The organism is Mobilisporobacter senegalensis (genome assembly GCF_003752155.1).
Classification (GTDB): Bacteria; Bacillota; Clostridia; order Lachnospirales; family Lachnospiraceae; genus Mobilisporobacter; species Mobilisporobacter senegalensis.
Genome location: NZ_RJVG01000002.1, coordinates 446787 through 459015, shown reverse-complemented (window position 1 = coordinate 459015; position 12229 = coordinate 446787). Strand labels below are relative to the sequence as shown.

General features: G+C 33.4%; 12 protein-coding genes. All 12 read right to left on the bottom strand.

The features are described 5' to 3' along the window. Positions 1–7: 7 nt before the first annotated feature. Entirely contained in the window at positions 8–634 is a 627-nt protein-coding gene (locus EDD66_RS04875; protein WP_123608433.1) for a GyrI-like domain-containing protein, read from the bottom strand. A gap of 127 nt (positions 635–761) precedes the next feature. Beyond that, positions 762–1214, bottom strand: coding sequence for a transcriptional regulator NrdR (gene nrdR, locus EDD66_RS04870; protein WP_123608432.1), 453 nt, complete (start codon positions 1212–1214; stop codon positions 762–764). Between the two features lie 479 nt (positions 1215–1693). Next, the gene (locus EDD66_RS04865; protein WP_123608431.1) at positions 1694–1957 is read right to left on the bottom strand and encodes a PRC-barrel domain-containing protein; all 264 of its coding nucleotides are present in this window, start codon (positions 1955–1957) and stop codon (positions 1694–1696) included. A 69-nt stretch (positions 1958–2026) separates the two neighbouring features. After that, the gene (sigG, locus tag EDD66_RS04860; protein WP_123608430.1) at positions 2027–2809 is read right to left on the bottom strand and encodes an RNA polymerase sporulation sigma factor SigG; all 783 of its coding nucleotides are present in this window, start codon (positions 2807–2809) and stop codon (positions 2027–2029) included. A gap of 160 nt (positions 2810–2969) precedes the next feature. Continuing rightward, positions 2970–3713, bottom strand: coding sequence for an RNA polymerase sporulation sigma factor SigE (sigE, locus tag EDD66_RS04855; RefSeq protein WP_123608429.1), 744 nt, complete (start codon positions 3711–3713; stop codon positions 2970–2972). Positions 3714–3728: 15 nt separating this feature from the next. Continuing rightward, positions 3729–4670 (bottom strand): sigma-E processing peptidase SpoIIGA, encoded by a 942-nt coding sequence (locus EDD66_RS04850; RefSeq protein ID WP_123608428.1) that lies wholly within the window; start codon positions 4668–4670, stop codon positions 3729–3731. A gap of 542 nt (positions 4671–5212) precedes the next feature. After that, positions 5213–6430 carry a cell division protein FtsZ gene (gene ftsZ / locus EDD66_RS04845; protein WP_123608427.1) on the bottom strand — a complete coding sequence of 406 codons (1218 nt, stop codon included), beginning with the start codon at positions 6428–6430 and terminating at the stop codon, positions 5213–5215. Positions 6431–6586: 156 nt separating this feature from the next. After that, positions 6587–7327, bottom strand: a complete 741-nt coding sequence (locus EDD66_RS04840) for a cell division protein FtsQ/DivIB (protein ID WP_123608426.1) — start codon at positions 7325–7327, stop codon at positions 6587–6589. A gap of 11 nt (positions 7328–7338) precedes the next feature. After that, on the bottom strand, positions 7339–8592 hold the full coding sequence (gene murA / locus EDD66_RS04835; protein WP_123608425.1) for a UDP-N-acetylglucosamine 1-carboxyvinyltransferase: 1254 nt from the start codon (positions 8590–8592) through the stop codon (positions 7339–7341). Positions 8593–8678: 86 nt separating this feature from the next. Further along, positions 8679–9827 carry an FtsW/RodA/SpoVE family cell cycle protein gene (locus tag EDD66_RS04830; protein WP_123608424.1) on the bottom strand — a complete coding sequence of 383 codons (1149 nt, stop codon included), beginning with the start codon at positions 9825–9827 and terminating at the stop codon, positions 8679–8681. 16 nt (positions 9828–9843) lie between these two features. Beyond that, positions 9844–11199 (bottom strand): UDP-N-acetylmuramoyl-L-alanine--D-glutamate ligase, encoded by a 1356-nt coding sequence (gene murD / locus EDD66_RS04825; protein WP_123608423.1) that lies wholly within the window; start codon positions 11197–11199, stop codon positions 9844–9846. Between the two features lie 33 nt (positions 11200–11232). After that, positions 11233–12189: a phospho-N-acetylmuramoyl-pentapeptide-transferase gene (gene mraY / locus EDD66_RS04820; protein WP_123608422.1), complete on the bottom strand. Its 957-nt coding sequence runs from the start codon at positions 12187–12189 to the stop codon at positions 11233–11235. Between the last annotated feature and the right edge of the window lie 40 nt (positions 12190–12229).

Below are 12229 nucleotides of genomic sequence, written 5' to 3'. Positions count from 1 at the left end.
TATTTTATCATTCTATTTTCTTAACCATATATCTTAATGCCGTTTTTAATTTCTCCGGTTCAGTTTTATTCACATTGGATAAATATATTTCTCTATGCACCAGCGTAGTTCTTTCAAGTTCATTCTCTTTTATAAAATGAATCATTTGCTCAAATGACTCTGGCTCATCATCATAGGAGCCTTTATGCAACATTTGGACACACAGGCCATCTTGTATTTCACCAAAAGTGACTTCTCTTAATAAAGGATATTTTTTCTTATTATAAGCAATTCCATATGCTTTTTGGAACACATTTTCATCTACAAAATCCGGCTGTCTTATCATAATCGTATACAGTAATTCTTCTTTGTCTAATTTATCCAGTGTTCTTCCCTTCTCAGATAAATCCCATAGCCCTTCTAATGGATATACAGTATATTCATAGTAGCCATCAGGAGTAAATCCATTTTTAGGCATCATTCTAACTGAATATGCCATAGAATATAATGCTCTCACTCTCTCTGAAAAATCCTCATGATTTGGATTTCCTTCTCCTTGAATCATAAAAAATTTCTGTTTTGGCACTTGAACAAGTTCAGGTTTTTCTTTTGGCAAATATAACTCCTTCTCATTTTTCCTCCATTCATATTTCATAAATACTACCTCTTTCGTTTGTTATTTTTTCTCTTAAATATAGCAAAAGAAACAGGACAACAGTATGTCATGTTTCTTTTACTTTACTTTTTATTTAATCATTTAAAATATTAAAATCAGTCTTATCTTAATTATCTAGAATCTTCTTCAGTTCATTCATAAATGTATTCACATCTTTAAATTCACGATAAACTGATGCAAATCTTACATAGGCAACCGGATCAAGTTCTTTTAATTTGTCCATAACTATCTCCCCAATAATGCTGCTTGAAATTTCTTTCTCTTCAAGATTAAATATTGTATTTTCAATATCATCGACCAAAGCATTGATTTGATCCACTGAAATTGGTCTCTTATGACAGGAACGAAAAATTCCTGCTTCAATTTTAGAACGATCATAAGGTTCCCTAATATCATCTTTTTTAATTACAACTAAAGGGATTGACTCAACCTTTTCATAAGTTGTAAATCGCTTGCTACATTCATCACATTGACGTCTTCTTCTGATAGAATTATTGTCATCTGCCGGTCTTGAATCAATAACCCTTGTATTATCTTCTCCACAAAATGGACACTTCATCCTGAACCCTCCTATTCAATACATATACTTATGATTATATTGAACTTGGCAATTTTGGTCAAGTATTTTCCATATTATGATTGGGCGCCCGTTTTATGTTAATGATGTTTATCACATTTAGATTTACAAAAATAGCGTGTGAGATTATTATCCAACAGAGACACGTTCTCACTCGGTTGTCGCTCATAGCGGTACATAAGGTCTCTTTATGGATTAATAATTCACATGCTATTCTTTTTAGGTTATTGATGTGATAAACATTCCAGCTTTCTGAGGGCGCCAATTTTAAGTAACACTTGATAAATGAGGATGTGAGGTAAAGCGTCATAAAATAATTACAGTTCAGCCCTAAGCTCGATTCCGCTTCCCTACATCTCGCTTAGGCAGAGCGCCATATAGAAAGAAGCTTACAAATTACACTTAGTGTGCAAGCACCCACGTGCAATTTGTAAGCTTCTTTCTGCATGGCTGAACTGTAACTAAAAGTCTTTAATCTTGACGAAGCATTTTTCTTCGTCTATGTTGACCAATATAATATCTGGGCCAATTTGTTTAATACAGCAGAAATTAATTACATATTCATGCTCCCTGCCGATGACACCCCAGATTTTACAAGGACCCGGAACAATAATATTAATAATTTTACCTGTACAGATATCTATGTCTACATCACAAACATATCCAAGTCTCTTACAATCTCTTTCATTAATTACTTCTTTTTCTCTTAATTCGCAGATTCGCATAAGAAAACTCCCATCGTATACTACGTTATTATAATATATGACAGGAGTGCCTATTAATGACCATAATCATTATCTCTCTATTAAATAATTTTTCATATTTTTTAGTGCAGACTTCTCAAGCCTGGAAACCTGTGCCTGAGAAATATTAATTTCTTCTGCAACTTCCATTTGAGTTTTTCCCTGGAAAAACCTTAATTTAATAATATTATTTTCTCTTGAAGAAAGTTTATCCATAGCTTCTTTTAATGATATTTCTTCTAACCAGTTTTCCTCTTTATTCTTTTTGTCACTTACCTGGTCCATAATGTATAAAGTGTCTCCGCCCTCTGAATATACTGGTTCATATAATGATACAGGATTCTGAATAGCATCTAGTGCATAAGCAATATCTTCTTTAGAAATACCAATTTCTTCTGCTATTTCGCTTACAGTAGGTTCCTTGTCGTTTTTCTTCGTTAAAGCTTCTTTTGCATAAATAGCTTTATAAGCAATATCACGAAGAGACCTGCTGACACGAATGCTGTTATTATCTCGTAAATATCTGCGGATTTCACCTATAATCATTGGTACTGCATAGGTAGAAAATTTTACATTCTGGGTCACATCAAAATTATCAATGGCCTTCATCAGACCAATACATCCAATCTGAAATAAATCATCAACATTCTCATTACTATTGGAGAATCTTTGTATGATGCTAAGTACTAATCTGAGATTCCCTTTAATATATTCTTCTCTGGCTTTTTTGTCACCTTCTAAGATTCTTTTAAATAATTCTTCCTTTTCGCTATTCTTTAATAGGGGTAACTTAGCTGTATTTACCCCACATATTTCTACCTTGTATAGAGCCATGTGGAAACCTCCAAATCATTTTATATTCTTATATAAAATGATTCACATTAAGGCTCTAATTTATACGATTGAATTCTATGTAATTATTTCCTTTTTTTACGAAACCCATATTAATCGTCGTTACAGCTCAGCCTTAAATCTGTTTCCCTTTACTGAATAACTAACTTTCTAATCGGATCATCTCTTTTTTTAACCTCTTAATAATTTTTTTCTCTAGTCTTGAAATATAGGACTGGGAAATACCAAGTAAATCTGCTACCTCTTTTTGAGTTTTTTCATTTCCATCCTCTGTGTTTAAGCCGAATCTTAATTGTACTATAATTCTTTCACGCTCGGATAATTTTGATAATGCTTTATTTAATAACTTACGATCTACTTCATCTTCAATATTTTTATATATAATATCTTCCTCTGTACCAAGAATATCAGATAAAAGAAGTTCATTTCCATCCCAGTCTACATTTAAAGGTTCATCAATGGAAACTTCCATCTTTGTTTTATTATTTCGTCTTAAGTACATTAATATTTCATTTTCAATACATCTGGACGCATACGTTGCCAATTTTATATTCTTATCCGGATTGAACGTATTAATTGCCTTAATTAATCCGATCGTTCCAATAGAGATTAAATCTTCAACTCCAATCCCTGTATTATCAAATTTCTTGGCAATATAAACGACTAATCTTAAATTATGCTCTACTAAAATACTTTTTACCTGGGTATCATATTCTGTTCCTAATTTATTGATAACTTCTGCTTCTTCTCTTGGATCCAATGGTGCTGGTAAAACTTCAGCTCCTCCTATATAATGAATATCACCTCTTTGTTTAAAGATGATACTTTTAAAATTCGGCATCACTCGAAATTGAAATTTATTTGTCATAGATATTTTTAAAAGCATGATTGTTCCTCCTATTTATAGTAATTCTTTATGTAAAATAACTTGATAATCTTCGTTGTTAGACAATTTCCCATTATGCATGGCTATAATCGTTTTCATATTATTTGATACAAAATTATTACTGTTTTCTTCTAGCTTATTATTTGCTACTTCATCAATAGAATGTACAATAACTTCATTAAAAATTACTCCTATTAGCATACCATTATCTTTGCCGATCGATTTGTAAGGAATAAAACGTATGGATGCCGCATATTCTATGCCAATAGTATTATGATCTAAAAACCCTTCTTTAAGGTAGGCTTCAATTGTATCTTTTAATTTCTCTGGCAGAAGTTCTTTTACCGAGCTATATTCTGCTATTGCAACTGGCTTTTTTGAAATTGGATCTCTTAAACTATTACCAGTATCATATAACCCTTTTAATATCAGACTTTTATCACTGTATTTTACTTCCACCTCATAAATATTATGAGCCTTCCTCTTTGTTTCTTCGAATGCTTTAATAAATAGTTTGATTCCAACAAATATTATTGGGCTTAATAATAAAAAGAACTTAATTTTAACATTAGAAAACAAATTTTTCATTAATAATTCTCTAAAGAAATACCCTAAATTCGTGTGATAATATAGAGAATTTAGAAACCCACCCAAGAAAAATGTTATAATAAAAAGCATTATAATATTCTTAATAAATTCCCTGAGATTAATGAATCGATAAGCGATCCTAACCATTAGGCAGGTTGTGAATATGTACATGAAGATAAACTTTATCACCATATTTAGATTTGGAAGTAATGCAATAACACATGCATTTATTCCACCTATTATTCCAGCCAAAACAATTCTAATTGTTGTACTATTTAGTTTTCTAACTTTTTTTAATATTATTAGTAGAATAATGTCCATAATGAAATTTATTAAAAAAAGTGTATCAATGTAAATCTCAAGGTACAAGGTTCACCTCCATAACTTCTTTTGTATAGCCTAAAAGACTTAATAAAATATCACTTCCATCTGTTTAGCTATTCCTATTATATCTTAGACATCTTTTATATTTTGTCATAAATTGGAATTTTTATCGTATTTTTATGTTCCATTTATTTACAATTATTGTAGCTTTATGTGTACATTCGCCAAATGTCAAAAAGAGCCAGAGTAGTCCCTCCCCCTTGACTCGTTGCCTTCGCATACCTCAAGAGACGCAGTCTCTCTTCAGGCATTACTTTTCCGTACCTCAAGAGACTTCGTCTCTCTCGGTCATTACTTTCGCGTACCTCAAGAGACTTCGTCTCTCTCGGGCATTACTTTCGCGTACCTCGAGAGACTTCGTCTCTCGAGGGCATTACTTTCGCGTACCTCAAGAGACTTCGTCTCTCTCGGTCGCGGGCAGTCGCCAAATGTCAAAAAAAGAACGGGAACAAACCTTTATGCAAGCATAGGTTTGTTCCCGTTCTTTTTTTGACGCTTGGCTCGTTGCCTTCGCGTATGTATTTATTTTATTTTCGATTATGATTTCTTTGTAAGAATTCTGGAATCTTGATTCCGCCATGTTCTGAATCTTCATTCGCTGGCATTTTGGAAATACTTTGATTTCCAGTTGATGTAAAACTTTGTGGTTTCATTGAATTGCCTAAAGTTGGATGACTAGTTGTTCCAGCTGTAGATGTAGTATTTTTTACCGGACTGCCAGTATTATATTTAAAATTTGACTTCAGGTTATTGTTATTTAAAAAGCTTGGTGCCTTAATAGGTTCTCCATTGGCACTTTCATCAAGGCCTGTAGCAATTACAGTAATTGTAGCTTCATCTGGAGTTGTATCATCAAACATTGCACCAAAGATAATATTTGCATTCTCACCTGCTAATTCCTGTACAAATGTAGCAGCTTCATTTGCTTCAACTAAGCTAATATCACCAGAGATGTTAATAATTACATGGGAAGCACCTTCGATAGTTGTCTCCAAAAGAGGACTGGTGATTGCCTGCTTAACAGCATCAATACATTTATCATCGCCTTTGCCCAGACCAATACCAATATGAGCAACACCTTTATCTTTCATTACTGTCTGAACATCAGCAAAGTCAAGATTAATAAGCCCTGGAACATTAATAAGATCTGTAATACCCTGCACACCTTGTTGAAGTACTTCATCCGCTTTTCTTAAGGCATCCGGCATTGTTGTCCTTCTATCTACGATCTCAAGTAATCTATCATTAGGAATAACGATAAGCGTATCTACATTCTCTTTTAACTTATCAATTCCCCCAATCGCATTATTCATACGTGCTTTTGCTTCAAATTTAAATGGTTTCGTTACGATACCAACTGTTAAAATCCCCAGTTGTTTTGCTATCTTAGCAACGACCGGTGCTGCACCTGTTCCGGTACCACCGCCCATACCACATGTAACAAATACCATATCGGAGCCTTTTATAATTTCAGTTAGTTCTTCTACACTTTCTTCTGCTGCTTTCTCACCAATTTCAGGTTGAGCTCCCGCTCCTAACCCTTTTGTTAATTTTTCACCAATTTGAACACACGTTGGGGCTTTACAATTTTTTAAATGTTGCTTGTCCGTATTTACACAAATAAATTCAACCCCAATTATATTTTCTTCTATCATCCTATTAACAGCATTATTTCCTGCTCCGCCTACTCCAACAACAAGTATTTTGGCTGCAGAATCTGCTCCGTTTGTCTTTATTTCAAGCAAGGTACTTCCTCCTTCATCCTCTTCAATTTTATCCCCAGTTCATACCCATAACCTATATAATATAATATATTTAATTCAAAAAATAATCAACCCTAAATTTGATTTTTTACATAATTTCTCGATTATTATGACTGAATTGGGACAATAGTACTATTCTTAATCTGGCTTAAAAACAAATGTATTATTTTCTTCTGTAAAGTTGCTCATATCCAGCACACCTTTTAGGTTCCCGGACTTTTGTAAAATATTTTTAAGATTCGCCATTTGCTCATCATAAAGATCATGTTTACCAAGGAGAACCCTGATATCACTTGATATTAACGTAACCTCATTGTTTGGACTAAATGATATCTTATCAATTGGTAATTGGTACTTTCTTATTAATTGTGTAATATTTAAGATAGTAACTAACAATTTATCGTTTGGAGTTTCTATCTTTTCATTAAGAACCAATTTATCATATTTTAGTCCAACAATATAAGGTACGTAATCTATTTTTCGCTTAGAGCTTTCTACGATAATCCCATCTTTATCAAAATAAAGAATCTGACCCATATATTCAATACAGCCTATCATTGTTTTTTCATAAACATTAATATCAACTGTATTCTGATTTACTAGTTCAATATCTATTTTCTGAATAAATGGAATCTCTGTTTTATCAAAGTACTTATGTTTTAGGAATAAAAATAATGAATTCTTATCAAATTCATTTACAATTAACTTATTCTTTATCTGTTCTTCTGTATAGTAATCACATCCAATAACATTGACCTTCGTTATGCGGAAGCCAAAATATAAAATTAAAATTGCTATAAGAAGAATTATAAATAAGATAAGAAACTTCTTGAATTTTTTCTTTCCATAATTTGATTTCTTCTGTACATCGTGTATCATCACATCACCTATTAATCCAGATATTTAATATCAGCACCTATTTCTTTAAAATCCCTTACTATATCTTCATAACCTCTGGAGATATAAGAAGTATTATCGACTATGGTTCTGCCTTCTGCAATAATTCCCGCAATTACTAATGCAGCACCGCCCCTCAAATCACTTGCGAAAACCTCCGCACCATGAAGCATAGGAACTCCCTTCACAACAGCCAGCTTACCCTCGACTATAATATTAGCCCCCATTTTAATTAATTCGCTTACATTTTTATATCTCGCTTCAAATATATTCTCAATAATAATACTTGTTCCTTGGGCAATAGATAAGGTAACCATAATTTGGGACTGCATATCCGTTGGAAACCCTGGATATGGACTCGTCCTTATGATGTCAATTGCATTAGGCCGTTCCATAGAACTAATGGTAATATAATCACTGCCACAATATATCCCACATCCCATATCAATCAAAGTCATTACTACAGAATAAAGTTCTCTGCAGCTGGCTCCTTTTAATGTAATCTTTCCGCCGCGTCCAGCAAGAGCTGCCATATAAGTTCCCGCTACAATACGATCTGCAACAAGTGTATATTCTACATCATGAACTTCTTCTACTCCTTCAATTGTAATGGAGTCTGTTCCAGCACCGTAAATTTTTGCTCCCATAGCATTTAAGAAATTACAAAGTTCCATAATTTCCGGCTCTTTTGCTGCACCAATAATTTTAGTGGTTCCTTCCGAAATAACACTCGCTAAAATTATATTTTCTGTAGCTCCAACACTTGGAAAGTCTAACACAATATCATTACCAATAACTTTTGTAGTATTACAATAAAGCAAACCATCTTCTTCCTTAATTTCTACATTTAATTTTCTTAATGCTTTTAAATGCAGGTCAATCGGCCTGGCTCCTATGGAGCATCCTCCCGGAAATGATATAGTTACACTTTTTTCTCTTCCAAGTAACGCACCCAGTAATATAATGGAGGAACGCATCTGCCTTACATATTCATCTGAGACTTCCGTCTTAAGAATATTTTTTGCATCTACAATAATTGAATTTCCTTCCATAGTCACGATACATCCTATACTTTCAAGTATTTTGTTCATATGAAGTACGTCCAATATATAAGGGCAGTTATTCATTTTACATACCCCTCTGTTTAATACTGTAGCAGCTAATATGGGTAAAATTGCGTTCTTAGATCCATGTATATTAAGTTCTCCATGTAACTGTTTTCCACCAATAACTTCAATACGTGACACCTGACACACACCCCTGAAAATCAGAAATATATTATATTATATGAAATAAGAAAATATGTGTGTTTGGCTTTGTTTTTTTAAAAAACTTATCTTTCGTACTTAATTTGATTGGAAACGCTGAGTACAATGCCCATTTCTACAAGCAGGATCGCCACTGAAGTTCCTCCATAGCTAATGAATGGGAGCGGTATACCAGTGGATGGTATGGAATTAGTAACAACTGCTATATTAAGAATAACTTGAATCGCAATATGTGTCAGTACTCCTACAGAGATAAGCCCACCAAAGAGATCGGGAGCACTAATGGCTATTATAAATAATCTCCATATTAGCAATATAAATAATAAGATGATCGCAACTGCTCCAAATAGACCTAACTCTTCACAAAGTATGGTAAAAATCATATCATTATAGGATTCTGGAATAAACCCTAATTTCTGCATACTTTCTCCAAGTCCGGTACCAAAGATACCCCCTGATGCAATTGCATACAGCCCTTGGAGAATCTGAAATCCATTTTCATTCGTTTCAACATTTAACCATATGTCAATACGCCCAATTCGATATGGCTCTATTATAATAAAACCAACAATGGCTGTTACTAAGATACCGACTACCCAAAAGAAATATGCTTTCTTTTTACTGGCGACAAAACACATAACAAACATGATGCCTGCAATAACGATACCAGTACTTAAATTTTCTTTGGCAATTAATCCAAGAAGTGGTGCCATATAAACCGCTACTCGAAAGAACCCTTTTATTTTATCCAACTGTCTTGGTGCTAAAGTTATAATATAGGAGACAAATAAAATCGTTCCTACTTTAGATAATTCCGAAGGCTGGAAACTTCCTAATGGACCTAAGTCGATCCATCTCTTTTTTCCATTAATTACATCTCCAAATATAAGCACGTATATTTGTAAAAAACTACAGAATATATATAATAATGTTACTAACTTAATTTTTATGACAGGTAATTTTTTTATGTAAATTCGATAATCTATCTTTGAGACAAAAATCATGGCAACGACACCAAGGATAGCCGCAATACCCTGTTTTTCTAGAAAGTGTGTTGGCGCAAGATTTTTTGTCTGTGCAGTATAGGAACTCGTACTATAAATCATAACCAGGCCAAAACACACAAGAAAAAGTGTGAGAAACAGTAAGCTATAATCATAATAACTATGGACTTTTTTAAGTTTTGCTGATCGTTCTGCCCTGTCTAACGCCATTGATTCATCCCCCTACTTAAAGCTTGTAAACTAACTCTTTAAACACTCTGCCTCTTTCTTCATAATTCTTAAACATTCCCCAACTTGCACAGGCAGGAGAAAGTAATACGCTATCTCCTGGTTTAGCATGTTCTTTGCAGACATCCACTGCTTCTTCTAAGGTGTCTACCAGAATAATATTATGAAAACCAAGGTTTTTTGCAGTTTCCGCAATTTTTTCTCTTGTCTGTCCCAGTAAAACAAGATATTTTACTTTACCATGAAAAGACTGAATCCATTCTTTATAATCCGAATTCTTATCATATCCCCCACCGATAAGTAAAGTAGGTGTAACCATGGCTTCAATTCCTTTGATTGCAGCATCTGGATTCGTTCCTTTGGAATCATTATAATATTTTACGCCATTTTTTTCATCCACATATTCAATCCGGTGCTCTACAGCAACAAAGGATGTGATTGCCTTTTTAATACAATCCATTGGTACATTAAGGCTGCCCCCGATAGCAATACCAGCCATGATATTTTCATAATTATGAGTCCCGAGTATTTTCAGCTCATGGATATTACAGATATGAATCTTTTCATTATCTACAGAATATATAATATTCCCGCCTTCTAAATAAATACCTCTATCCAACGGACGTTTACTGCTAAAATACAAAATCTCAGCCTTTGCTTTTTTACTAAGCTCACGTAAGGTATTATCTTCATAGTTTAAAACAAGGATATCCTTTGACGTCTGATTCTTGAATATATTTGCTTTTGCATTTATGTAACATTCCATTGTATGATGTCTGTTTAAATGATCTGGTGTAATATTTAGTATTGCTGATACATCTGGCTTAAAATCATAAATTGTTTCTAATTGAAAGCTGCTCATCTCTGCAACAGTTATAGAATTATCATTCATATCAGATACCATCTGGGTATATGGAATACCAATATTCCCAACAACAAAAACACTTTCATAATATATTTTCATTATCTCACCGACCAATGCGGTTGTAGTTGTTTTTCCATTTGTTCCAGTAATACCAACAATCTTTCCTTTGGAAAACTGATAAGCTAATTCTACTTCTCCCCAAATAGGCAATTGTAAATTTCTAAGTTCATTCACTAAAGGAATATCTGTGGGAACGCCGGGGCTAAGTACTACCAGATCAAGGGTTTCCATCACATCTTTCGGCAAATTTCCAAGAATGATATCAGCCCTTTCTTTGCCGCCAATTTTATCTATTACTTTATCTATATCCAGATTTACATTTCCATCGAAAAGTATCACCTTTGCATTCATCTTATTTAGTAATTCTGTTGCAGCAATTCCACTAATGCCCGTGCCGACTACTAATACGTTCTTATTCTCAAAGTTCATGCCGTTTCTCCCTTATATCGTTCTTATTAAATATTATAGTGCCATTAATCCCACCAGACATAGAACAGCAGTTACTATGGAAAATATAGCAACGACTCTTGTTTCAGACCATCCTCCTAATTCAAAGTGGTGATGAATTGGCGCCATTCTAAAAATTCTCTTTCCTTTTGTAGCTTTAAAATATCCAACTTGCAGCATTACTGATATTACTTCTATTAAATAAATAAATCCCACAATTATAATAAATATTGGCATTCTTAGCATAAATGCAGTGGCGGCTACAAATCCTCCCAGTGCCAGAGAACCCGTATCTCCCATGAATACTCTGGCTGGATATACATTATAAATTAAAAATCCTAATAAACTTCCCGCTACTGCGCAAGTAATTGGTGAAATTCCACTCCCCGTCCCTATGGCAACAACACTAAAGAATGTGGCGACCAGAACAGTGACACTGGAAGCCAGGCCATCAAGACCGTCTGTAAAATTAACACCATTTACTGTACCTAGAAAACTAACAAATAGTAAAGGAATAAACATATAAGAAAAATTGAGGAATTTACCACTACTAAATGGTATGATCATAGCAGTACCAACATCTGTGAAATTAATCAAATAGTAAGCAAATATTGCTGTAACTAAAATTTGCCCAAACATCTTTTGCCATGCTCTAAGTCCTAAATTTCTCTTCAACACTACTTTAATATAGTCATCAAGAAATCCAATCAATCCAAAACCTAAAGTTACAAAAAGGATTGGGAGTACCTCCATATTATCTTTAATATATATTAATGATGTAATTACAATACTGCATAATATAATTAATCCACCCATGGTAGGTGTACCTGATTTTTTTTGATGAGATTCTGGACCTTCGTCTCTTATATATTGACCAAATTTTAATTTTTTCAAAAAAGGGATAAAAATTGGGCAAAGTATCACACTAATTGTAAAAGATATCAATACTGGTATAATTATTTTAAAATCCATTTAAATTCACCTCATAGTTTTCTCTATTGTAAATCTTTCT